The organism is Rhodoferax mekongensis, from assembly GCF_032191775.1.
Lineage (GTDB): Bacteria > Pseudomonadota > Gammaproteobacteria > Burkholderiales > Burkholderiaceae_C > Allorhodoferax > Allorhodoferax mekongensis.
Window position 1 is genome coordinate 996,652 of sequence record NZ_CP132507.1, and the last position, 24,219, is coordinate 1,020,870.

The 24,219-nt window shown below is 61.9% G+C and carries 16 protein-coding genes and 1 pseudogene; 13 read left to right on the plus strand and 4 right to left on the minus strand.

All coding sequences use genetic code 11. The annotated features are described in order from the left end of the window. Positions 1–30 precede the first annotated feature (30 nt). The gene (locus RAN89_RS04775) at positions 31–945 is read right to left on the minus strand and encodes a LysR family transcriptional regulator (protein WP_313868486.1); all 915 of its coding nucleotides are present in this window, start codon (positions 943–945) and stop codon (positions 31–33) included. Between the two features lie 139 nt (positions 946–1,084). Between RAN89_RS04775 and RAN89_RS04780 the strand changes: the two genes are divergently transcribed. From RAN89_RS04780 to RAN89_RS04820, 9 genes and pseudogenes are all read left to right on the plus strand, one after another. After that, positions 1,085–1,807, plus strand: coding sequence for a substrate-binding domain-containing protein (locus RAN89_RS04780; protein ID WP_313868487.1), 723 nt, complete (start codon positions 1,085–1,087; stop codon positions 1,805–1,807). A gap of 33 nt (positions 1,808–1,840) precedes the next feature. Further along, positions 1,841–2,869 (plus strand): amidohydrolase family protein, encoded by a 1,029-nt coding sequence (locus RAN89_RS04785; protein ID WP_313868488.1) that lies wholly within the window; start codon positions 1,841–1,843, stop codon positions 2,867–2,869. A gap of 322 nt (positions 2,870–3,191) precedes the next feature. Next, positions 3,192–3,861 (plus strand): annotated as a pseudogene (gene ligK, locus RAN89_RS04790) (4-carboxy-4-hydroxy-2-oxoadipate aldolase/oxaloacetate decarboxylase). Between the two features lie 21 nt (positions 3,862–3,882). Further along, positions 3,883–5,139, plus strand: coding sequence for an ABC transporter substrate-binding protein (locus RAN89_RS04795; RefSeq protein ID WP_313868489.1), 1,257 nt, complete (start codon positions 3,883–3,885; stop codon positions 5,137–5,139). Positions 5,140–5,142: 3 nt separating this feature from the next. Further along, positions 5,143–6,051, plus strand: a complete 909-nt coding sequence (locus tag RAN89_RS04800) for an amidohydrolase family protein (protein WP_313868490.1) — start codon at positions 5,143–5,145, stop codon at positions 6,049–6,051. Positions 6,052–6,155: 104 nt separating this feature from the next. Continuing rightward, complete coding sequence (gene ligA, locus RAN89_RS04805; protein ID WP_313868491.1) at positions 6,156–6,605, plus strand: protocatechuate 4,5-dioxygenase subunit alpha; 450 nt, start codon at positions 6,156–6,158, stop codon at positions 6,603–6,605. Between the two features lie 5 nt (positions 6,606–6,610). Further along, positions 6,611–7,504: a class III extradiol dioxygenase subunit beta gene (locus RAN89_RS04810; protein ID WP_313868492.1), complete on the plus strand. Its 894-nt coding sequence runs from the start codon at positions 6,611–6,613 to the stop codon at positions 7,502–7,504. Position 7,505: 1 nt separating this feature from the next. Then, a complete protein-coding gene (locus RAN89_RS04815) occupies positions 7,506–8,468 on the plus strand; it encodes a Gfo/Idh/MocA family oxidoreductase (RefSeq protein ID WP_313868493.1) in 963 nt (320 codons plus the stop codon). A 69-nt stretch (positions 8,469–8,537) separates the two neighbouring features. Then, on the plus strand, positions 8,538–8,987 hold the full coding sequence (locus tag RAN89_RS04820; protein WP_313868494.1) for a DUF2721 domain-containing protein: 450 nt from the start codon (positions 8,538–8,540) through the stop codon (positions 8,985–8,987). Here RAN89_RS04820 and RAN89_RS04825 read toward each other — a convergent pair. Continuing rightward, positions 8,984–11,065 carry a molybdopterin-containing oxidoreductase family protein gene (locus RAN89_RS04825; protein WP_313868495.1) on the minus strand — a complete coding sequence of 694 codons (2,082 nt, stop codon included), beginning with the start codon at positions 11,063–11,065 and terminating at the stop codon, positions 8,984–8,986. The two genes, RAN89_RS04820 and RAN89_RS04825, sit on opposite strands and share 4 nt — an antisense overlap. A gap of 79 nt (positions 11,066–11,144) precedes the next feature. On the opposite strand from RAN89_RS04825, the gene RAN89_RS04830 reads away from it, so the two are divergent. Together RAN89_RS04830 and RAN89_RS04835 are read left to right on the plus strand one after the other, a co-directional pair. Beyond that, positions 11,145–12,338, plus strand: a complete 1,194-nt coding sequence (locus RAN89_RS04830) for a M20 aminoacylase family protein (RefSeq protein WP_313868496.1) — start codon at positions 11,145–11,147, stop codon at positions 12,336–12,338. Between the two features lie 41 nt (positions 12,339–12,379). Next, positions 12,380–12,988: a hypothetical protein gene (locus RAN89_RS04835; RefSeq protein ID WP_313868497.1), complete on the plus strand. Its 609-nt coding sequence runs from the start codon at positions 12,380–12,382 to the stop codon at positions 12,986–12,988. 15 nt (positions 12,989–13,003) lie between these two features. Here the strand turns inward: RAN89_RS04835 and RAN89_RS04840 are convergent, their stop codons facing one another. Continuing rightward, positions 13,004–13,783 (minus strand): type III pantothenate kinase, encoded by a 780-nt coding sequence (locus tag RAN89_RS04840; protein ID WP_313868498.1) that lies wholly within the window; start codon positions 13,781–13,783, stop codon positions 13,004–13,006. A 177-nt stretch (positions 13,784–13,960) separates the two neighbouring features. On the opposite strand from RAN89_RS04840, the gene icmF reads away from it, so the two are divergent. Beyond that, positions 13,961–17,254 carry a fused isobutyryl-CoA mutase/GTPase IcmF gene (gene icmF, locus RAN89_RS04845; protein WP_313868499.1) on the plus strand — a complete coding sequence of 1,098 codons (3,294 nt, stop codon included), beginning with the start codon at positions 13,961–13,963 and terminating at the stop codon, positions 17,252–17,254. Between the two features lie 117 nt (positions 17,255–17,371). After that, positions 17,372–20,533, plus strand: a complete 3,162-nt coding sequence (locus tag RAN89_RS04850) for a bifunctional diguanylate cyclase/phosphodiesterase (RefSeq protein WP_313868500.1) — start codon at positions 17,372–17,374, stop codon at positions 20,531–20,533. A gap of 75 nt (positions 20,534–20,608) precedes the next feature. Here RAN89_RS04850 and RAN89_RS04855 read toward each other — a convergent pair whose 3' ends face one another. Next, the gene (locus RAN89_RS04855) at positions 20,609–24,079 is read right to left on the minus strand and encodes a DEAD/DEAH box helicase family protein (protein ID WP_313868501.1); all 3,471 of its coding nucleotides are present in this window, start codon (positions 24,077–24,079) and stop codon (positions 20,609–20,611) included. Positions 24,080–24,219: the final 140 nt, after the last annotated feature.

A 24,219-nucleotide genomic window follows, 5' to 3' on the forward strand; every position in this document is an offset into this window, starting at 1 on the left:
ATAGCAGCTATGCAAAAAACTGTGAGCACGCTAGCGGTGAATGGCTTCCAGCACCACCTTGCTGACCACGTCCATCGCCTTGCGCTGGGTCTGGGTGGTAGGGCGGCGAGCGGACCACACCAGCATCAGCTGGCTCATGATGCGCGGGCTGTGGATGGATTGCACGGTGAAGGTCTCGGGGTTGTCGAAGTTGCTCAGCGTGTAGCTGGGCAGCACAGCGTGGCCCATGCCTTCTTTCACCAGGTTCAGGATGGCGTTGAGCCCGTCGACCTCCAGCAGCACTTCAGGCCGGCGGCCCAGCGCCATCATCTCGCCCTCCAGCAGGATGCGAAAGGCATTGGGCCGGCTGGGCAGGATGAGCGGTAGCGCCGCTACTTCTTTGAGGCTGATGGCGGGCGCCGCTTTGCCTTTGCCTTTTTTGCCGCCGCTGGGGTTGTGCGAGATGAGCGAGAGCTCGTCTTCATCCAGCGTGCTCATTTCCAGGTCGGTGCTCTGGCCGGGGTTGTAAAGCACCGCCATGTCGAGGTTACCCAGGCGCAGGCCTTCGTGCATTTGCACCGAGAAGCCCTCGGTCAGGGTCAGGTGGGCGTGGGGCAGGGCTTCGCGAAAGGCTTTCACCAGCGGCACGGTAATCAGCTTGGACAGGCTGGGCGGCAGGCCTATGGACACCCTTCCGGCCAGCGCGCCGCGGGCGGCGCCCATCTCTTCCCGGGTGAGTTGCACCTGGTGCAGGATGCCGCGGCCGTGCTCCAGCAACAACTTGCCGGCTTCAGTGGGCACTGCGCCACGGCCATTGCGGGTGAGCAGGTTCTGGCGCAGCTCCACCTCCAGCAGACGGATCTGGCGGCTCAGCGCAGGCTGGGCCACGTCCAGCGAGATGGAGGCGCGGGTAAAACTGCCCATTTCGGCCACGCGCACAAAGTATTCCAACTGTTTCAAGTCCATAGCAACAATTCCATAGCGGCTTTCCCAGATGAGCGAGTTTCTTCTGAGAATAGCTGCGCGTCAATTATGCCGATATGTGATAGCTGCTAGTCGCCCCCTCGGCTTATCAAAGCCTGCTTGGCCGAACAGAATAGCCAGCATGCAAACCCCTGCCTTTCCCTCCCACGCCCCTGCGGGACTGACCCTGAAAGCTATCTCCTCCATGGCCACGCGCCAAGTGTTGACGGAGCTGGCTAAGGCGTATGAGGCTGCCACGGGCGTGCACCTCGCGCTGGAGTCTGTGGGCGGAGTAGACGCCGCCAAGCGGGTGCAAGCGGGTGAGGTGTTCGACATCGTGTTTCTGGCGTCGGACGCCATTGACAAGCTGTTGGCGGCAGGCCATCTGGCTGCCGGTAGCCGCGTAGATCTGGTGCACTCCGGCGTCGCCGTTGCGGTGAAAGAGGGCGCCGCGGCGCCTGACATTAGCTCGGAAGCTGCAGTGCGTGCAGCCGTGCTGGCAGCGCCTACCCTGAGCTACTCCACCGGCCCGAGCGGTGTGGCGCTGGCCAAGCTGTTTGAGCGCTGGGGCATTGCCGACGAGATTCAAAGCCGCATCGTGCAAGCGCCCCCCGGCGTGCCGGTAGGCACGCTGGTAGCGCGGGGCGAAGTGGCGTTGGGCTTTCAGCAGCTCAGCGAATTGATCCACGTGAATGGCATCCGCATCGTGGGCCCGCTGCCCGCAGAGATACAGATCACCACCACCTTTTCTGCGGGCCTCGGTGCGCACAGCAGCCGAGCCGACGCCGTGCGCGCGCTGCTGGACTACATGGCATCGCCCCAGGCCCATGCCGCCAAGCTGCGCCAGGGCATGGAGCCCGCATAAGCACACATACCGACAACATCACCGGAGACTTCCATGATCATTGATTGCCACGGCCACTACACCACGGCCCCCAAGGCGCTGGAAAACTGGCGCAATGCCCAGATCGCCAACCTGTCCACGCCCGAACTGGGCCCCAAGGTGGCGGACCTGAAGATCAGCGATGACGAGCTGATCGAAACCATCGAATCCAATCAGCTGCGCCTGATGAAAGAGCGGGGCTCTGACCTCACCATCTTCAGCCCGCGCGCCAGTTTCATGGCCCACCACATCGGCGACTTCAACACCAGTGCCACCTGGGCGGCTATCTGCAACGAGCTGTGTTTCCGCGTGAGCCAGCTGTTCCCCGACAACTTCATCCCTGCCGCCATGCTGCCGCAAAGCCCCGGTGTGGACCCCGCCACCTGCATCCCTGAGCTGGTGAAGTGCGTGGAGCAATACGGCAACGTGGGCATCAACCTGAACCCCGACCCCAGCGGCGGTCACTGGACATCGCCCCCCTTGAGCGACAAGCACTGGTACCCCATTTACGAAAAGATGGTGGAGTACGACATCCCCGCGATGATTCACGTGTCCACCAGCTGCAACGCCTGCTTCCACACCACCGGCGCCCACTACCTGAACGCGGACACCACCGCCTTCATGCAGTGCCTGACCAGCGACCTGTTCAAGCAGTTCCCAACGCTCAAGTTCCTGATTCCACACGGCGGCGGCGCTGTGCCTTACCACTGGGGCCGTTTCCGCGGCTTGGCGCAGGAGTTGAAGAAGCCGCTGCTGGAGGAGCATTTGCTCAACAACATTTACTTCGATACCTGCGTGTACCACCAGCCCGGTATTGACTTGCTCAACACCGTGATCCCGGTGAAGAACGTGTTGTTCGCGTCCGAGATGATTGGTGCGGTGCGCGGGATTGATCCGCAGACCGGCCACTATTACGACGACACCAAGCGGTATATCGAGGCGTCCAAGATCCTGAGTGCGGATGATCGGCACCAGATTTACGAGGGGAATGCCCGCCGCGTGTTTCCGCGGCTGGATGCGGTTTTGAAGGCCAAGGGGCGGTAATTTGGTTTTGCGCTGCTCTTGGAGGGCTAGTGGTGGCCATGCGTTTTGCTGCGTGTCCCCCGCCCGCTTTGCGGGCTCCTCCTTGACCTTCGCAAAACGCATAACCACCCCAAGCCTTGCCAGCGTTTTTGGATAGGTGGCTGAATGAAGCCAATTTCGTTCGCAGCAGCAGAGCAGGGGTGAGTGCCGCAGTGAAAACAAGGAGGAGCCCGCGCAGCGGGCGGGGGACATGAACGAAGGTACTTGCCCCTGCTCTGCTGCAGGTCCAGCGAAAAGCAGGTCCAGTGAGAAATGCAGCCAGAAATATGAAGGAGTCTTGAATATGTATGAATTAGGCGTTTGCTACCGCAACATCACCCGCGCAGACCGCGCAGCCGCAGATGGCTTGGCCGCCTTGGGCTCTGCCACCGTGCACGAAGCCATGGGCCGCGTGGGCTTGCTCAAGCCCTATATGCGCCCCATCCAGAGCGGCGTGCAGGTGTCCGGCACCGCAGTGACCGTGCTGCTGCAACCCGGCGACAACTGGATGATGCATGTGGCGGCACGGTGATATCGTGGTGGCCACGGTCACGGCAGAGTGCACCGACGGTTTCTTCGGTGACTTGCTGGCGACCAGCTTCCAAGCCCGCGGCGCCCGCGCGTTGATCATTGATGGCGGTGTGCGCGACGTGAAAGAGCTGCAGCGCATGGGCTTTCCCGTGTGGAGCAAGGCCATCAGCAGCAAGGGCACCATCAAGGCCACCTTGGGCTCGGTCAACATTCCTATCGTGTGTGCCGGCATGCTGGTGACCCCCGGTGATGTGATCGTGGCAGATGACGATGGCGTGGTGTGTGTGCCCGCAGCCAAAGCCGTTGCCACGCTGGCCGCTGCCCAAAAGCGTGAAAGCTTCGAAGGCGAAAAGCGCGAGAAGCTGGCCGCCGGCGTGCTGGGGCTGGACATGTACAAGATGCGCGAGCCCCTGGCTGCGCTGGGTTTGAAGTACATCGACTGAAGCGCCATCGTGTTGCGAAAAATGGCACCTCAAGCACTGCGCGGCCTGTGTGCGTTGGCCTGCGCCGGTGTCGTGGCGGCCCATGCGCAGATTCCGCTAGCCGCGGTGACCGAGGCCAAGGGCCCCGGCGCCCTGGCAGGCAACAGCTTCAAAAACGGCTACCGCATGGCAGTGGACGAAATCAATGCGGCGGGTGGCGTGCTCGGCCAAAAGCTGGTGCTCACCCAGTACGACATTGATACCAAGCCCGAGGCTGCCAAAGAGGCCATGGCGCAAGCAGTTGCCACCAAGCCTTTTGCGGTGATCGGTCCCGTGTTTTCGGGCCTGACGCTCGCCTCCATGCCCTTGACGGCCGGCACTGGTATTCCGCACTTCACCGCCGGTGAGGCGGCGTCAGTGACCCGGCAGTTCCATCCGACGTTGCTGCGCAGCTCGTTGTCGCAGCCGTCTTCCGCACCGCGCTTGGCGTCGCTGGTGTCCTTCGGGCTGGAACTCAAAAGCCTGGCCTTGATCACCATTGACAATGATCTCGGACGCGATGGAAAAGCCGCGCTCAGCACGGTGCTCAAGCGGCGCAATGTAAACATCGGCTTTGATCGGGCCATCAAGCCCGGACAGGCGGATTTCAGCAAAGAGGTGAGCGAGCTGATTGCGGCAGCACCGGATGCCTTGCTGTTTTACACGACCGAGACGGAAGCAATTGAGCTTCTCAAGGAGCTGCGGCGCCAGAACTTCAGCAAGCCGGTGTTTACTGACGGTCTGGTGGCCAGTCAGACCGTACTCGAGGCTGCTGGGGGCGCGGGAGAGGGAATACTGGCGCACATGATTGCATCGGCCGAGGCGCCGGTTCCCACAGTGCAGGCTTTCAGCAACCGTTTTGTTGCGCGCTACGGTGCGCGGCCGGACCACAACGCCATCAAAGGCTATTTCGTGGTGCAGGCGATCAAGGCAGGCTTGGGTGTGGCTGGCAAGGTCGACCAGACAGCGTTCATGAAAGCCATGCGCGACACCCGCTTTGAACTGCGCAAATACCCCGAGCTGCTGAGCTCGACCAGCTACGACTACTTTGGTGACCTCAACCGCGATAGCTATTTCGTTGTCGTGCGAGACGGCCGTCCGCGCGTGCTGGCGACAGTGCGTGCGATTGAAGGAGGCAATGTGGAGTTGCCCAACCAAACCCAGGTTGCCATGAACTCAGTGGAGTTCCGGCGCGTTGTGGCATCCGCTCTCAGTGGCAAAGAGCCTGCCGCTGTGGCTACAGGTAACCATAGAAAGTGAACCATGCAATTTGAAAAAACCCCGGGCTGGCTGGATTGGTACAGCGGTCCTGCCAAACCCGCGTTCCAACTGCCTGCAGGAGCTGTCGACGCGCACTGCCATGTGTTCGGCCCCGGTGCCGAATTCCCCTATGCGCCCGAGCGCAAGTACACGCCGTGTGATGCCTCTAAGCACCAGTTGTTTGCCTTGCGCGACCACTTGGGCTTTGAGAAAAACGTGATTGTCCAAGCCACCTGCCATGGCGCTGACAACCGTGCCATGGTGGATGCACTCATCGCCAGCAATGGCAAAGCGCGCGGTGTGGCCACCGTCAAGCGCAGCGTCACCGACGAAGAGATCCAGGCCATGCACGATGCCGGTGTGCGCGGCGTACGCTTCAACTTCGTCAAGCGCCTGGTGGACTTCACGCCCAAGGACGAGCTGATGGAAATTGCCGGCCGCATTGCGAAGTGGGGCTGGCACGTGGTGATCTACTTTGAGGCGGTGGACCTGCCCGAACTGTGGGACTTTTTTACCGCACTGCCGACCACGGTGGTGGTGGACCACATGGGCCGGCCCGATGTGTCGCTGCCGGTAGATGGTCCGCAATTCGCCTTGTTTGAAAAGTTCATGCGAGAGCACAGCAATGTGTGGAGCAAAGTGAGCTGCCCCGAACGCCTGAGCGTTAGTGGCCCCAAAGCTTTGAACGGCGAGCAACACGCTTACCGCGACGTGATCCCCTTTGCCAAACGCATCGTCGAGCAGTTCCCGGATCGCGTGTTGTGGGGTACCGATTGGCCGCACCCCAACCTGAAGGACCACATGCCCGATGACGGCCTGCTGGTGGACTTCATTCCCCACATCGCCACCACCCCAGAGCTGCAACGCAAGCTGCTGGTGGACAACCCCAACCGCCTCTATTGGAAGGATTGACGGCCCCCACGATCTGCCGCTGCGCGGATCGCTGCCCCCGGAGGGGGCGCAAATCGCCTTGGGGCGGCCCTGCGGCGATTTCTATTGTTTTGAGAAAGTACTGAATGGCACTCGATAAACCCTACCAGGACATCCCTGGCACCATCATTTTTGATGCCGAGCAGAGCCGCAGAGGCTACTGGCTCAACCAGTTCTGCATGAGCCTCATGAAGGCCGACAACCGCACCCGCTTCAAGGCCGACCAGCGCGCCTACCTGAACGAGTGGCCCATGAGCGAGGAGCAGAAGCAGGCCGTGATTGACATGGACCTGAACCGCGCCATGCAGCTGGGCGGCAATATCTACTTCCTGGCCAAGATCGGCGCCACCCATGGCCGCAGCTTCCAGCAGATGGCCGGCAGCATGACCGGCATGACCGAAGAAGAGTACCGCGCCATGATGCTGGCCGGTGGCCGCTCGGCCGAAGGAAACCGCTACATTGGTGAGGACGGCGACGCCCAGGCCCACCGCCAACCCCAAGGCCAACAATCCACCGTTGGTGGCAAGAAAGACTGAACCCCATGGCCAAAATTACCGCCTCTGTATTCACCTCCCACGTGCCGGCCATCGGCGCCGCCATGGATCTGGGCAAGACCCAGGAGGACTACTGGAAGCCGCTGTTTGCCGGCTATGAGTATTCCAAGCAGTGGATGAAGGACAACAAGCCTGACGTGATCTTCCTGGTCTTCAATGACCACGCGACCGCCTTCAGCCTGGACATGATTCCCACCTTCGCCATCGGTACCGCTGCGGAGTACACACCGGCCGACGAGGGCTTCGGCCCCCGCCCGGTGCCCAAGGTGCAAGGCCACCCTGACCTGGCCTCGCACATTGCTCACTCGGTGATCCAGCAGGACTTTGACCTCACCATCGTCAACAAAATGGATGTGGACCACGGCCTGACCGTACCCCTGAGCCTGATGTGCGGCGAAAAAGACCCTGTGAAGGACAGCTGGCCCTGCCCGGTGATTCCGTTTGCGGTCAACGTGGTGCAGTACCCCGTGCCCAGCGGCCAGCGCTGCTTCAACTTGGGCAAGGCGATCCGCAAGGCGGTGGAAAGCTACGACGAAGATCTGAATGTGCACATCTGGGGCACCGGTGGCATGAGCCACCAGCTGCAAGGCGCGCGTGCCGGCCTGATCAACCGCGCGTGGGATAACGCCTGGCTGGACCAGATGATTGCCGACCCGGCCGCCTGCGCCGCCACGCCGCACATCGACTACGTGCGCGAAGCCGGCAGCGAAGGCATTGAGTTGGTGATGTGGCTGATCGCCCGCGGCGCCATGTCGGACGTACCCTACGATGCTACAGATTTGGAAGCAGCCCGCGCACACTCCGTGAGCGTCAAGCACCGTTTTTATCATGTACCCGCCAGCAACACGGCGGTGGGACACCTCATTCTGGAAAACAACTGATATGACCAAAACCATCAAAGTGGCGCTGGCAGGCGCTGGCGCTTTCGGCGTCAAACACCTGGACGGCATCCAAAACATCGAGGGCGTGGAAGTTATTTCCCTCATTGGCCGTGAGCTGGATAAAACCAAAGAAGTGGCCGCCAAGTATGGCGTGGGCCATGTGACTACCGAGCTGTCTGAAAGTCTGGCAATCCCTGAGCTGGATGCTGTGATTTTGTGCACCCCGACCCAGATGCACGCGGAGCAAACGCTGGCCTGTTTGAAAGCCGGTAAGCACGTGCAAGTGGAAATACCCTTGGCGGATAGCTGGGCGGGCGCCGATGCCGTGGTGGCCGAGCAAAAGAAGACCGGTCTGGTTGCCATGTGCGGCCATACCCGCCGCTTCAACCCCAGCCACCAGTATGTGAACCAGCAGATCACGGCAGGCAAGTTCAACATCCAGCAGATGGATGTGCAGACCTACTTCTTCCGCCGCACCAACACCAACGCGCTAGGCCAAGCCCGCAGCTGGACCGACCACTTGCTGTGGCACCACGCTGCGCATACCGTGGACTTGTTTGCCTACCAGGCCAATAGTCCCATCGTGCAGGCCAACGCCATCCAAGGCCCCATCCACCCGGTGCTGGGCATCGCCATGGACATGAGCATCCAGCTGCGCGCAGCCAATGGTGCGATTTGCACCTTGTCACTGAGCTTCAACAACGACGGCCCCTTGGGCACCTACTTCCGCTACATCGGCGATACAGCGACCTACATCGCCCGTTACGACGACCTGTTCACCGGCAAGGAAGAGAAAATCGACGTGAGCAACGTGGCTGTCAGCATGAACGGCATCGAACTGCAAGACCGCGAGTTTTTCGCTGCCATCAAGGAAGGCCGTGAACCCAACTCCAGCGTGGGGCGCGTGCTGGACTGCTACCGCGTGTTGCACCAGTTGGAGCAGCAACTGGCGCAGCAAGGCTAAGGTCAGGCCTACAATCCGGCAACAGCGCGGCCGCGGGGCCGCGTTGTTGTTTCTGATGAGGTAGTCGCTATGGTTTTTCCAATGGATCCCGATACGGTGTCGCACGGCATCCAGCTGGCGGTCGCGCCGGTGTTTTTGCTCACGGCGGTGTCCGGCATGATCGGTGCGGTGGCACAGCGCCTGGCGCGCATCATCGATCGCGCACGCAATGTGGAGACCCGGATCAAACAAGGCACGCATCCTGCGGAAGACGCCGACGGTTACGCAGAACTCGCCGAGTTGCGTAGCCGTGGCCTGCTGGCCAACACCAGCATTGCACTGCTGACCGCGTGCGCCTTCCTTATCGGCCTCACCATCGTGGTGCTGTTCCTCGGAGAGACCATCGACTTCCCCGGCCTGCGCATTTCCATCTTCAGTTTCTTGGGCGGGGTGGTGTGCTTTCTGAGCGCGCTGATCTGCTTCATGGTGGAGACCTTCATCGCCACCCGCCTGCTCAATTTCGGGCGCAAAAAGCGCTAACTTTTTTTCACTTCCACTGCGCAGTCGTAAAACGTGGGCGCCCGTCCCATGTCGGTCAGGCGTTGGCTGGTCAGCTCGTTCACATTGGTGCCGTCGCGGCCCAGTTTGCGCCACCAGATGCCCAAGCCATTGACCACTCCGGGTCGCGCACGGGCGGACACGCGGGCCACACAACGGTGGGTGCCGCGGGCGTTGAACACCGTGACCTCATCCCCATCCGCAATACCGCGTGGCGTAGCATCGGCTTCATGCAGCTCTACCAAAGGCTCGCCTTCAATGTCGCGCAGACTTCTCACATTCACGAAAGTGGAGTTCAAAAAGTTGCGCGCGGGCGGCGAAATCATGGCCAGGGGGTAGCGCGGGTCTGCGCCAGCGGGCTCGTAGTTCGGCACATGGTCGGGCAGGCCGTCTTCACTGCGCTCGGCCAGACGTGCACTGAAAAACTCACACTTTCCGCTGGGCGTCGGAAAGCCACCATCGGCAAACGGGGCATCCGGCACGGGCAGGGGCGCATAGCCCTGGCGCAGTAACAAGCCAAAGTCCACCTTGTCGCCAAAGGCAGTCCGGCACAAGCTCTCATCGGACTCCGAAAACACGTCTTCGGTATAGCCCATGTGCTGTGCCAGGTCGCGGAAGAACTGGGTGTTGGTGCGCGCCTCGCCCAGCGGGGCAATGGAAGGGCGGTTGAGCAGGATGTCAGTATGGCCGTAGCTGCTGTGCACGTCCCAGTGCTCCAGCTGGGTGGTGGCGGGCAACACGTAGTCGGCATAGTCGGCCGTGTCGGTCTGGAAGTGTTCCAGCACCACGGTAAACAAGTCTTCGCGCGCAAAGCCTTGCACCACCTTGGCGGACTCCGGGGCGACCGCAACGGGGTTGCTGTTGTAGACGATGAGGGCTTCAATCGCGGGTCCGAACTCGGGGCTGGCCTGGCGCAGCAAGTCGTCGCCAATGGTGCTCATGTTGATGGTGCGGGGCGTGCGGCCGGCCAGCAGCTCGGGCTGTTCAAGCGCCATGGTCTGGATGGGTACATAGCCCGAGCTGGACAGCAACACGCCGCCTGCGCGGTGCCGCCAGGCGCCCACCAGTGCGGGCAGGCAGGCAATCGCGCGCACCGCGTTGCCGCCGCCACGCACCCGCTGTAGCCCGTAGTTCATGCGAATGGCAACGGGCAAGCCAGTGCGTGCGGTCTGGCCGTATTCGCGGGCCAGTGTGCGCACTTCGTCAGCAGTAATGCCACAGACCTCTGCGGTGCGCTCGGGCGTCCATTGCAGGGCGCGCGCACGCAGCCCTTCCCACCCCTCAGTGTGGCGGGCGATGTAGTCGTGGTCCAGCCAGTCGTGGGTGATCAGCTCATGCATCAGGCCCAGCGCGAGGGCAGCATCGGTGCCGGGCAGCAGGGCGATGTGCTGGTGGCATTTCTCGGCCGTCTCGGAGCGGCGCGGGTCTATGCAGATGATGCGTGCGCCATTGCGTTTGGCGGTTTGCACATGGCGCCAGAAGTGCACATTGCTGGCAATCGAGTTGCTGCCCCAGATCAGGATGAGTTTGGCCTCTGCAAAAAACTCCACCTTGGTACCGACCTTGTTGCCCAGGGTGAGCGTCATGGCTTCGGCGCCAGCCGAGGCGCAAATGGTGCGGTCCAGCCGGGCGGCGCCTAATCTGTTGAAGAAGCGGGCCGCCATGCCTTCGCCCTGCACACGCCCCATGGTGCCGGCATAGCTGTAAGGCTGGATGGCCTGCGGGTCGCGCTTTGCAATGCTCTGGAGCTTCTCGGCAATGTCGCTCAGAGCCTGGTCCCAGCTCACGCGCTCAAATTGGCCTGAACCCTTGGGGCCCACACGTTTGAGCGGGTGCAGCAGCCGTTCGGGGTGGTAGGTGCGCTCGGTGTAGCGCGATACCTTGGTGCACAGCGCGCCGTGGGTGGCGGGGTGATCCGGATTGCCCTGGACCTTGATGGCCACGCCATCCTGCACGGTGACCAGCATGGAGCAGGTATCGGGGCAGTCGTGGGGGCAGGCGCCCAAAATGTGGGCGGTGCCTGCGGGGGATGGAGAGGTCGCGGGAGTGTCTGAGTGCATGGTGCGGACTTTACCGAATTGCGTATGCTCTTGAGATGACAAGGGAGGGACATTTCTCTTCCTGCGGAGGACACTTGCCATGAAACTGATAGAGCCCATTGTTGCCAACACCCCCGAAATTGCGGCCCTGCGCAAAGATATCCATGCCCATCCGGAGCTGTGCTTCCAGGAAGTTCGCACGGCGGATGTGGTGGCTGCCAAGCTGACAGAGTGGGGCATTCCCATCCACCGCGGGATGGCCACTACCGGGGTGGTGGGTATTGTGAAAGCCGGCACCTCCAGTCGCGCACTGGCCTTGCGCGCCGATATGGACGCCCTGACCATGCAAGAGTTCAACACCTTTGCCCACGCCAGCAAACATGCCGGCAAGATGCACGCCTGCGGGCACGATGGCCACACCGCCATGCTGCTGGCTGCGGCCCAGCACTTTGCCAAGCACCGCAACTTCGACGGCACCGTGTACCTGGTTTTCCAGCCCGCCGAAGAGGGCGGCGGCGGTGCCCGCGAAATGATCAAGGACGGCTTGTTTGAACAGTTTCCAGTCGAGGCCGTGTTCGGCATGCACAACTGGCCGGGCATGGCAGCGGGCACATTCGCAGCCAGCGCAGGCCCGGTGATGGCCTCCAGCAACGAATTCAAGATCACCATCCGCGGCAAGGGCGGCCATGCGGCCATCCCGCACAACGCCATCGACCCGGTGGTGGTAGCTTGCCAGCTGGTGCAGGGCTTTCAGACCATCATCAGTCGCAATGTGAAACCGATCGATGCGGGTGTGATCTCGGTCACCATGATCAACGCCGGCGAAGCCACCAATGTGATTCCTGACCGCTGCGAGTTGCAGGGCACGGTGCGTACGTTCTCCATCGAAGTGTTGGACCTGATTGAGCGTCGCATGCGCGAGATGAGTGAGAACCTGTGTGCCGCATTCAACACCCGCGTGGAGTTTGAATTTGTGCGCAACTACCCGCCCACCATCAACGCGCCCAAGGAGGCGGCGTTTGCTGCGAAGGTGATGGAAAGCATTGTGGGCGCCGACAAGGTGTTCACCCAGGAGCCCACCATGGGCGCCGAAGACTTCTCATTCATGTTGCAAGCCAAACCCGGCTGCTACGCCTTTATCGGTAACGGAGATGGTGACCACCGTACCCTGGGCCATGGCGCCGGCCCTTGCACTTTGCACAACCCGAGCTATGACTTCAATGACGAGCTGCTGCCCTTGGGCGCCACCTTTTGGGTGCGTTTGGCAGAAGAATGGCTCGCGTCTGACATCTGAAATCGCTATCATGATTTACAAGATGTAACAGGGGGGGAGTCATGACACAGTGGAGCGAAATCAACCCGCGTGAACGGTCCGGCGGATTGCAGGCTGCCGTGCGCCGGCAGTCGCGGCCTGGCGAGTACCGCTACACCTTTGTGCATGATGAGCTGGAGATTGACGACCCGGCCCTCGACGCCAGCGGCCGCTTTTTCGCGTCCCCTCGTGAATACGGTTTTGTGATTCGTGGATTTGAGGGGGGTAAAACCGCTTGGGCCCGCGACTTTGCCAATGGCACCATGCTGGTGGTGAACCCGGATGCGCAGTCCCATGTGTTGTCGCCCAAGGGCCGTGCACGCATTCTGTTTATCGGCCAGGACGGCGCGGTATTGCAAGACACAGGTGCTGTCGGACGGCCGGAGCAGCGCGTGCCAGAACTGGCCACCGTGCGGCTGACCCTCACGGCGACCGTGGATTTGAATGGTTTGTCCCAGGAGGCAGCACGGGCGCAGTTGATACGCTTGGTAGACCGTGCGGTGCTCTCCGCGCAGAGTGCGCCGGGTGACGGAGTGCGGGTGCTGGACCACGCCTTCGACTCCGCTGCCGTGGTGTCCGGCGAGACGCCCGGAACCAGCAATACCGACTTTTCCCAGCTGCTGGACCTGTAGCGCCAGCGGAGCCCTTCAGGCCGCTTGGGCCACCGGGAAGCGGACCTTGGCCATTTGCAGCAGGCCATCAAAAATCAGGTTGTCCACCAGCTCGAAAGGGCGGGTCATGCTGGGTGCCATTTTCCAGCCGGCCCCACCGGTCATGATGCAGGCGGGCTCGGCACCGCAGTGCGCCCTCACATGTTGCACCATGCGCTCTACCGCACCGGCGATGGCAAAGGTGCCGCCGCTGGTGAGTGCATCGCTGGTGTTGGTGGGGAATTCACGCACTTCGCCGGTAGGCACGTGCAGGCCGGCCGTACCGGATTCGAGGGCGCGCAACATGATGCCGTGGCCCGGCAGAATCAGCCCGCCCAGAAACTTGCCGTCAGCAGCAATGGCTTCTACGGTCACCGCGGTGCCCACCATGACCACCACCATGGGGCGGGGCGTACCCTGGTTCAACATGTGGTGGTAGGCCCCGATCATGGCCACCCAGCGGTCTGCCCCCAGGCGGGTCGGGTGGTCATAGCCGTTGCGCAAACCGGCTTCGCCTTCACTGGCAACCACCCATTGCGGCACCACGTCCCAGGGGTCCATTTGTTCTTGCACACGTCGCTTGACGGCGTCACCGGCGACCACGCAACCCAAAACCTGGGCAGGTGCTGGCATGTCGCGCCATGCGCCGTCTGCCAGCTTGTCGATGTTTTCCAGAAACTCCGCGCCTTGTGCCAGCAAGGCGGCGCCGGGGCGGGGGGACGCATAGTGCGCCCATTTGAGGCGGGTATTGCCGATGTCCAACGCGAGAAAGGTCATGGTGCCGGGGAGCTGTGTCTCTATGGCTCGCACTCTACCGGATTCGGCGCGCCGCCCGTCCGGATTTGCAGGCGGGCTCTAGGTACTTACCCCCATGCAGGCTGTAAGCCGCTGTCAGGCTGCTTGGTTTACAGTTGACGTTTACGTAAACGTCAATTAACCGTCCACTGGTGCCCTATGACCGATCTGTCTGCCGACTTCAAAGCCCTGGCCAACTACCGCCCCACCCACAAGGTGCGCTTTGTCACTGCGGCCAGCCTGTTTGACGGCCACGACGCCGCCATCAACATCATGCGCCGCATCCTGCAGGGCATGGGCGCCGAAGTCATCCACCTGGGCCACAACCGCAGTGTGGACGAGGTCGTGACCGCCGCTTTGCAGGAAGACGTGCAAGGCATTGCCATCAGCTCCTACCAGGGCGGGCATGTGGAGTACTTCAAGTACATGGTGGACCTGCTGAAAAGCCGTGGCGGTGCGCACATCCAGGTGTTTGGCGGCGGCGGCGGCGTGATTGTGCCGCCCGAGATTCGCGATCTGCATGCCTATGGCGTGTCCCGCATCTACAGCCCCGAAGACGGCCAGCGCATGGGACTGCAAGGCATGATCGGCGAAATGGTGATGCGCTGCGACAAGGACATCACGGCACTGGCACCTACCGACTTGTCCGCCATTCAGGGCCATACCGAGGCCAGTTGGCGTGCACTGGCCCAGTTGCTGACCGCTATTGAGGCTTCCAAGCTCAATCCGGCTCTAGCGCAGGAAATACGTGCGCAAGCAGCTACCAAAAACATAGCGACTATCGGCATCACCGGTACGGGTGGTGCGGGCAAGTCCAGCCTGACGGACGAGCTGATCCGCCGCTTGCGGCTGGACCAGAATGACGCCTTGCGCGTCGCCGTCATCTCCATCGACCCGAGCCGCCGCAAGAGCGGGGGTGCTCTGCTGGGTGACCGCATCCGCATGAATGCCATTTCGCCTTGGCAGCAGGGAAGCCGCGTCTTCATGCGCTCGCTTGCGACCCGTGACTTCGGTTCCGAAATCAGCGCGGCCTTGCCGGATGTGATCGCTGCGTGCAAGGTGGCGGGCTTCGATTTGGTGGTGGTGGAAACCTCGGGCATCGGCCAAGGGGATGCGGCTATCGTCCCACATGTGGATGTGCCGCTGTACGTGATGACGCCTGAGTTCGGCGCTGCCAGCCAGCTCGAAAAAATCGACATGCTCGATTTTGCAGAGTTCGTGGCCATCAACAAGTTCGACCGCAAGGGTGCCAGCGATGCGCTGCGCGACGTGGCGAAGCAGGTGCAGCGCAACAAGGAAGCTTGGAACACACCTACCGAGCAGATGCCGGTGTTCGGCACCATGGCCGCGCGCTTCAATGACGATGGCGTCACCGCCCTGTACCAGGCCCTGTTGCCGCGTCTCAAGTCACTGGGCGTGCCACTGAATGAGGGCAGCCTGCCCCGCGTGAACGTACGCCACAGCTCCAACCAAACGCCGGTGGTGCCCGCGGCGCGCACCCGCTACCTGGCCGAGATCAGCGACACCGTGCGCGGCTATAAAAAACGCGCCAAAGAGCAAGCCCGCCTGGCGCGCGAAATCCAGCAACTGCGTGAGTCCGGCCGCATGTTGCGCGAAGCCAATCCCGACAAGATGAATGCGGTCACCGCGGTCACCCAACTGGCCGCTGAACGCGAAGAGCGCATGGGTGCCGCAGAGCGCAAGCTGCTGACCCAGTGGCCCGAGATGCAAAAGGCCTATGCGGGCGACGAGTACGTGGTGAAGATCCGCGACAAGGAAATCCGCACCGCGCTCACCACAAAGTCCCTCAGCGGCACCACCATCCGCAAAGTGGCCTTGCCGCAGTACGAGGACCATGGCGAAATTCTCAAGTGGCTCATGCTGGACAACGTGCCCGGCAGCTACCCTTACACCGCAGGTACCTTTGCCTTCAAGCGCGAGGGCGAGGACCCGACCCGCATGTTCGCGGGCGAGGGCGATGCCTTCCGCACCAACACGCGCTTCAAGCTGCTCAGCAGCGGCATGGCGGCCAAGCGCCTCTCAACCGCTTTCGACTCGGTCACGCTGTACGGCAACGATCCTGACCCGCGCCCGGACATTTATGGCAAGGTAGGTAACAGCGGCGTGAGCATCGCCACGCTGGACGACATGAAGGTGCTCTACGGTGGGTTTGATTTGTGCAGCCCGAGCACAAGTGTGTCCATGACCATCAATGGCCCGGCTCCAAGCATCCTGGCGATGTTCATGAACACGGCCATCGACCAGAACATCGATAAGTTCAAAGCAGACAACGGCCGCGAGCCTACCGACACCGAGGTCGCCAAAATCAAGGAATGGGTGCTGGCCAATGTGCGCGGCACGGTGCAGGCCGACATCCTGAAAGAAGACCAGGGCCAGAACACCTGCATCTTCAGCACCGAGTTCTCGCTCAAGGTGATGGGCGACATTGCAGAATACTTTGTGCACCACGACGTGCGCAACTTCTACAGCGTGTCCATCAGCGGTTACCACATTGCCGAGGCGGGGGCCAACCCCATCAGCCAGTTGGCGTTCACCTTGTCCAACGGCTTCACCTTTGTGGAGGCGTATCTGGCGCGCGGCATGCACATTGACGACTTCGCGCCCAACCTGAGCTTCTTCTTCAGCAATGGCATGGACCCCGAGTACACGGTGATGGGCCGCGTGGCCCGCCGCATCTGGGCCGTGGCGATGAAGGAGAAATACGGTGCCAACGAACGCAGCCAGAAGCTCAAGTACCACATCCAGACCAGCGGCCGCAGCCTGCACGCGCAAGAAATCCAGTTCAACGATATCCGCACCACGCTGCAGGCTTTGATTGCGATTTACGACAACTGCAACAGCCTGCACACCAACGCGTTTGACGAAGCCATCACCACGCCCACCGAAGACTCGGTGCGCCGTGCCATGGCCATCCAGCTCATCATCAACCGCGAGTGGGGCCTGGCCAAGAACGAGAACCCCAACCAGGGCGCTTTCATCATCGAAGAGTTGACCGAACTGGTGGAAGAAGCGGTGCTGGGCGAGTTTGAGCGGATTGCCGAGCGCGGCGGCGTACTGGGCGCCATGGAAACCGGCTACCAGCGCGGCAAGATTCAAGACGAATCCATGCACTACGAGATGCTCAAGCACACCGGCGAGCTGCCCATCATCGGTGTAAACACCTTCCGCAACCCGCATGGCGACGCGGTGCTGGACAAGCTGGAGCTGGCCCGCAGTACCGACGACGAAAAGCAAAACCAACTCAAGCGCCTGCAGGACTTTCACACCCGCCATGCTGCGCAGGCCCCCACCATGCTCAAAAAGCTGCAGCAGGCCGTTATCGACAACCGGAACGTGTTTGAGGTGCTGATGGATGCGGTGCGGGTGTGCTCCCTGGGCCAGATCACGAGTGCGCTTTTCGAGGTGGGCGGGCAGTACCGGCGGAATATGTAGTGCGTGGTTTCTAAGGCGCGCACCCTATTGGGGCGCGTCTGGTGCGTTTATTGCTTGCGTGTTGGTAAGCCGTTGGAGCCCGCGTGGGCGGGTGGCTCTGAAGATCGGGCCTTACACATGCTGTCAAAAATTCCCTTGTGGTTGGGGCGCCTGAGTGTCGGGCGCAAACTCACGCTCATTTACCTGCTGGATTTGACTGCGGTCATTTATGTGTCCGGCATCCTGATCCACGAAAAATACCTCGCGATTGACTTCGCCCGCAAAGAAATCGTGGGTGCCAGCTACACCGAAGCGGTGCGTCACAACGTGATGGACGCGATTTTGTTGCCCGCGGACCGCCCCGGCGTGGCAACCCTGCCGGAGTTCGACAAAGCCCGGGCTGCTTATGACGCAGAGCTCAATACGGCAGCTGCGTCCCAGCGCTTGCATGAACTGCTGGTCGAGTCCCGCACCGATGCGGAACATGCCCGCATGCTCGGGCAGGCGCGTGACCTGCTCACCATCGTGGGCAACCAGTCCAACCTGATTCTGGATCCAGACCTCGACAGTTACTACGTCATGTCCCTGACCCTGCTTCGCCTGCCCGAACTCTTGCAGGTGCTGCTGGACACCCACAACTTCATGGCGAACTGGGGCTTGCGGGTGCCTGGCTTCAACCCCAACGCGCAATTGCTCACCCTCTTGGGCCGGCTGGACGCGGTGCAACAGGGGCTGGAGTCTGACTATGAGCAAACCTGGCTGGCCGGTTCGCCGGAGCTGCGTGCAGCCCTCGGGCCGGCACGCGAGGCCTTGCGCACATCACTCAGCCAATTTGCGCGTGCGGTGCATGACGTCAACAGTGCCAGCATGTCGAGCGAACAGGCAGCACTTCTGGATGCGAGTTACCGGGCCGCACTCCAGGACTTGTCAGAGAGCTGGCGCGTGGGTATTGCGCAGCTCCAAATCCTGTTGCAGACCCGTGTGGACCAGCTTTTCAAACGCATGTGGCTGCACTTGGGTACGGCGCTGCTGTTGCTGGGCTGCATTTTGAGCCTGGTGTATCTGGTGGCCAGCCAGATTGCCAAACCCCTGCAAGGCTTGGCCCGTGTGGCCCACGATGTGCGCCGCAAGGCCGACTACAGCCTGCGCGCCGAGTGGCACAGCCGGGATGAAATCGGTCAACTGTTTGCCGCTTTCAACGGCATGCTGGAGCAACTGGACCGCGACCGGCTGGTGCAGCAGGAGCTGGCCGCCAGCGCCCGCGCTGCGGAAGCCCAGCGAGAATTGGTGGAGGCCTTCCCCATTCCCATGGTGGTGACTTCGGTGCCGGACCACGAAGTGCTGCACGTGAATACGCCCGCCCGCCCCTGGCTCAACGGCCGCACCGGCGACCCCTGGCGCCATGGGCTGGAGCCCGGTGTGCGCGGTCGCTTTTTTCAGCGTCTGGCGGACTTTGATGCGGTGGATGAATTCGAGGTGCGCTGGCACGGCGGCACTGCGCCCTCCTGGGCGGTGCTGTCTGCCCGGCGTCTGAACTTCCAGGGTCGCGACGCCGTGCTCACCGCGTTCACCCCCATCAACAAACTCAAGGTGATGGAGCAGCGGCTGGAGCTGTGGGCCAAGGTGTTTGAGGCGTCCAGCGAAAGCATCATCATCATGGACGAGGCCCGCAAAATCATCAGCGTGAACCAGGCTTTCTGCCGCAGCACCGGTTACGACTTTTACGAGGCGCTCGGGCAGGACCTGAGCTTTGTGATGAACACCCCGCAAGACACCGTGTGGGCCGACCTCGAAGACCAGAACGACTGGCAAGGCGAAGTGCACTTCTGCAAACAAAATGGTGACACCTACCCCGCATGGCTGATGGTCTCCTCCGTACACAAGAGTGCGACCAGCGGCGAGGTGGTGAACTACATTGGCATCTCCATCGACATCACCGACCGCAAAGCCAAGGAGGAACGTATCCGCTTCCTGGCCCAGCACGATGTGCTGACCGAGTTGCCCAACCGTGCCTTGTGCCAGCAGCGTCTAGGTGAGGCGATTGCCAGTGCACGCCACACCGGCGAGAAGGTGGCGGTGCTGTTCATCGACCTGGACCGATTCAAGCTCATCAACGACACCCTGGGCCACCACATCGGCGATGGCTTGCTGCGCACCGTGGCGCGCCGCCTCAGCAGCGCGGTGCGTTCAGACGATACGGTCAGCCGTCTGGGTGGGGACGAATTCGTCATCATCCTGCGCCATGTGACCGACCTGCCGGAGCTGACCGCCATGGTCAACGACCGCCTGATTCCGACCATCCGCCAGACCGCCACGGTGGATGGCCATGTGCTCACCGTGTCCTGCAGTGTGGGCGTGGCGCTTTACCCCGAGGATGCAACGGACCAGGACGAGCTGATGCGCCGCGCCGATGCGGCCATGTATGAGGCCAAATCCGCCGGGCGCGATACGGCACGCTTTTTCTCTCCCGAGACCGACCAGCGCGTGCTTGCCCGGCAGTCCATGGAGACGCAGTTGCGCCAGGCGCTGGCCAATGAAGAGTTCAGCCTGCATTACCAACCGCGGCTGAACGCCCGCACGCGCAAGGTGCAGGGTGCCGAGGCCCTGCTACGCTGGAAAAACCCGTTGCTGGGGCAGGTGCCTCCGGGTGAGTTCATCCACGTAGCCGAAGAAAGCGGTTTGATCAAACCCATAGGCGCCTGGGTGCTGCGCGAGGCCTGCCGCAACTGGATGGCCATGGAAGAGCAAGGCATCTGCAAGGGGCTGGAGCTGTCGGTCAACTTGTCTGTCGCGCAGCTGGCCGACCCCGAGCTGGTGGACCAGCTCAGCGCCGTGCTGCGCGATACCCGCATGCCACCCGCACAACTCGAACTCGAGCTCACTGAATCCCACCTGATGGACAACCCGGTGGCCGCCCAGCAACAGGTGGCCGCGCTCAAGGCGCTGGGTGTGAAGGTGGCGATTGATGACTTCGGTACCGGTTACTCCAGCCTGGCTTATCTCAAGCGTTTCGACATCGACAAGCTCAAGGTGGACCAGTCCTTTGTGCTGGGCATGTTGGAAGACAGTGCCGATGCCGCCATCGTGCATGCGGTGATTGCGCTGGGCCACACTTTGGGCCTGAAGGTGGTGGCGGAAGGGGTAGAGAACTTGCCTACCGCCCAGACCCTGACCGCACTGGGCTGCGACGAGCTGCAGGGCTACTGCTTCAGCCGCCCGATCCCTTTGGCCGAGTGGGTGAGCTACCTGCGCAGCCACGCCCTGCGCGAGGACCGTCGCCGGCCGCCGATCGCCGGCTAGCTTGCTATTGTTTCAGGAGCTGCTCGCGCTCATTCTGTGTGCGCTAGAGGCCGATTTTGCTTGTAATCTGGCGGGTCAGGCCGCTAGCGCTGTGGCCTTGATGTGGTCCAGCACCCCAAATAACTCGTCCACTTGGGCAGACGTGAATAGCGCGTCGGGCCCTTGCGGTGCATAGCTGGTGAATGGCGGCTCGTACAGCAGCCCTACATCCATCACGCCACGCTCCGTCAGGTGGGTAACGATCAGGTTCACAAACTCCAGTTGGTTGGCCGTCAAGGTCTTGCCCGCCACAAAACCATTGAGCGCTTGGGTCGCCGCCTCACGGTCTAAGCCCACCAGCCCACGTACGAACAATCCCAGTCCATGGGCCTCTTGTCCCGCGCGGGCCACGTCTTCCGCGGTGGCGGTTCCGCTGTCGATCAGCAATCGCTCCAGCTCGGCCAGGTCGGTCGCGGTGAGTGGCTGGTTGCGGCGCAGCTTGTGCAGGGTGATGTGGTTTTCGTGCGTGCGTAAGAAGGCTCGCACCTTGAGCCGGAAGCGCTCAAAGTCACCCGCACTGCCGCCCAAGGGCAAAGCCACCTCGGTGGTTTCGCCCACCGCATCCTCAAAGTCGGTGTAGACCACTTTGCGCCGCGTTTTCTCCAGCAGCTTGATGAGCCCACGCAAGTGTCTGCGCGCCTGCTCCAGCATGGGCAGGGTCACGTCCTGCCACCACTCTTCGCCCGCCACGGCCTCAATCAGCACCATGTGCTTATTCACATCCGGGATGCTGCCCAGCTCACTTAGCCCGTCTGCCAGCGCGCGCACCTTTTCCCGCAAGCCGGCAAAGCCCACATCTCCGCGCGCGCTACCCAGCTGGGTGCGCAGCATGAGCAAATCAAAGCGCTTGGCTTCTTCATCGTCGTCGCGCACAGCGCTGGGCAGACCGGAGACGTGTTGCGCCAAATCCGCCAGCTGGTCGCCGGTGACCTTGTGCCATGCGTCTGCCTGGCTCCACGGCTCCACCCAGCGGCGCTGGGGGCGCACTACAAAGTTGTCCAGCTGCATACCCGCCACCACCGTGTGCAGGTGGTTGGCAGTGTCTGTCCGCATGGCGGCAGCGGTCAGGCCGTAGCCCGCTACAGGCTCGGTCACCCTGGCGCTGCCCTGCTCCTGCGCCAGCTGCTCGTCCAGCACGCTCAACAACTCCAGCCGCGCCTTGAACGTCTTTTGGCTCAATGGCTCGGCCACATTGCCTTTGCTGCCCTCCAAGTTCTGGCTAAAGAACTCCAGGTTTTGGCAGAAGTCAAAGATCACAAACTCCTGCTTGTGCTGATCCGGCCCAAACAGGTTTTTGCAGAGGCGGGTGCCGCGCCCCACCATTTGCCAGAACTTGGCTTTGGACCGCACGATTTTGAAGAACACCAGGTTCACCACCTCGGGCACGTCAATGCCGGTGTCCAGCATGTCTACCGAAATGGCAATGTGCGGCGCCTTCTCTTTGATGGAGAAGTCGTCAATCAAGCTCTGCGCGTACTCGGTCTGGTAAGTGATTACGCGGGCAAACTGCCCCGCGTAGTGCGGGTAGTTGGCGTTGAAGCGGTCTGCAATGAAGTTGGCATGCGCATTGTTTTTGGCAAACACAATGGTCTTGCCCAAGCGGTCGCCGCCCGCCACTTTGTGGCCGCGGGTCATCAGCAGCTCCAGCACCTTGTCTACGGTGTCGGTGTTGAACAGCCACTTGTTCACCGCCTCCGCGCCCACCTCGTCGGGGGCATGGCCTTCATCATCCCAGTCCAGCGCGTCCCACTGCGCGCGCTCGTCTTCGCTCAGCTCCGCGTATTTGATGCCCTCGCGCTGAAACTTCAACGGCACCGACACCGCGCGCGGCGGCACCAAATACTTCTCGGCAATCGCATCTTCCAGGCCGTAGGCATCGGTGGGCACACCGTTTTCCAGCTCAAAAAGGCTGTAGGTGTTGCGGTCAATCTCGTCTTTGGGCGTGGCCGTCAGGCCCACCAGCAGCGCATCAAAATAGGCAAAGATGGCTTTGTACTTTTGGTAGATGGAGCGGTGCGCCTCGTCCACGATGATCAGGTCAAAGTGCCCCACGCCAAAGCGGCGCAGCCCATCGTCTGTCTCATTAATCAGCCCCATCATTGTGGGGTAGGTGCTCACAAACACCCGGCCTTCGGTTTCCTTGTCGGTCACCAAATTCACCGCCGCTGCATCCGGCAAATGCGCTTTAAAGGCGTTAGCCGCCTGGTTCACCAGCGCCACGCGGTCGGCTAGAAACAGAATGCGCTTGGTCCAATTGGCGCGCTGCAGCAAGTCCACCAGCGCAATCACGGTGCGGGTCTTGCCAGCACCGGTAGCCATCACCACCAGAGCTTTGCGCTGGCGGTCGCGCTCAAAAGTTTCGCCAATCCGGCGAATGGCGCGCAGCTGGTAGTGCCGCTCCACGATCTCGGGGTTGATGGTCACACCCGCCAGCGGTTTTGCACTGGTGCGGCGCTGCACCAGCAGCTGCAGCTCGTCCTTTTTATGAAAGCCCTGCACCGGGCGCGGCGGGTAGGTGCTGTCGTCCCAAAACCAGTGTTCGTAGCCGTTGGTGGTGTAGATCAGCGGGCGCTGGCCAAACTGGGTTTGCAGGCAGTCGGCATACAGTTTGGCCTGCTGCTGGCCCACGCGCGCGTCCCGCCGGGTGCGCTTGGCTTCCACCACAGCCAGGGGTTTGCCATCGTCACCCCACAACACATAGTCCACATAGCCCACGCCCTGGTTATTGGGCATGCCCTGCACTTCAAATTCGCGGTCGCGTGCTTGGTCCAGCTTCCAGCCCGCTTCCTTGAGCAGCAGGTCGATATAGAGGTCGCGCGTTTCGGCTTCGTTGTAGTCGTGGGAATCCGGTGTGGCGGTGTTGGCTGCTTTGGCGGCAGCTACCTCGGCGCGCAGCTGTGCCAGCTCGGCGTCCAGTGCCGCCGTTTTCTGCTGGGCGGCGGCCAGCGCTGCATCGCGCGCTGCCAGCTCGTCGGCCAGGGTGGCCAGCTTTTGCAGCGCGGCCTGTGTGGCTTGAGCACTGGCTTGGGCGGCGGCTTGTTCTGCTGCAGCATTGATAGGGCGGGGCAGCAGCTCTGCACGGAACTGCAGCGCCGGGTCGGGCCGCGCGGCCACGTTACGTCCGTAGTTACGCGCCAGCCAGAAGGCCACCTGAAACAGCTCGCGCAGCACGGCGGTGCCGTCACTTGCAGTGATAGGCCGGGCGCTGTGCACGGCGTTGTTGCCCTGCTTGCGCACCACGTCCATCTTGGCGTGCAGTGCCGGGCCCACCAGCACCTTGAAGCTGGGCTCAAACAAAAACGCCGACAGGTCCGGCTTGTACGGCATTTGCAGCCGACCAGAGCGCCCGCCTTCTGCCTGGAACAGCCACACCACCGCCAGCTCCAGCGTGCGCCGCGCATAGAAGCAGGCGGTGCGCGGGTCGGTCAGCGCAGCCTGCTCGGCCTTGGTGGCCTCGGCATATAGCGCTGGCCATTCAGCCTGCAGGAATGAGAAGTTGGAGGCCATTATTTTTGACCCCATGAGGGCAAAAACCGGCTGATTGCTCGCAAAAGCAGCAGATTTGACCTCATAGGGTCAGATTTTTAAAGCAAGAGCCATACGCGCTAAAGCTTGCGCTCAGCATCGCTCTCTTGTAATCCCATGTT